This is a genomic window from Peribacillus sp. SIMBA_075, assembly GCF_046534585.1.
The window spans coordinates 1-249 of sequence record NZ_JAWRYN010001238.1; the positions used below are offsets into that span (position 1 = coordinate 1).

Below are 249 nucleotides of genomic sequence, written 5' to 3' on the forward strand. Positions count from 1 at the left end.
TGTCCACGGAGGCCGCCGACGCGCAGAAACAGGCCCTCGCCTCCCGAATCCCGCTCGGCCGACTCGGCGACGCGAGCGAGATCGCCGAAACGGTCGCCTTCCTCGCCTCAGACGGCGCCACCTATCTGACCGGGCAGAACATCGTGGTCGCCGGCGGCAGCGGGCTGGCCATGTAGCCGCACGTTCAGAACGCACTTACAGCGGCAGCGCCACAGCCGTGCCATCAAGGGATCCTGCAGCGGACGGCTG

Annotated in this window: 1 protein-coding gene; it reads left to right on the forward strand. The window is 69.1% G+C overall.

What is annotated here, in order from left to right:
- A partial coding sequence (locus tag SB775_RS32275) for an SDR family oxidoreductase (RefSeq protein ID WP_410865370.1) occupies positions 1–176 on the forward strand: 176 nt, incomplete at its 5' end.
- Positions 177–249: the final 73 nt, after the last annotated feature.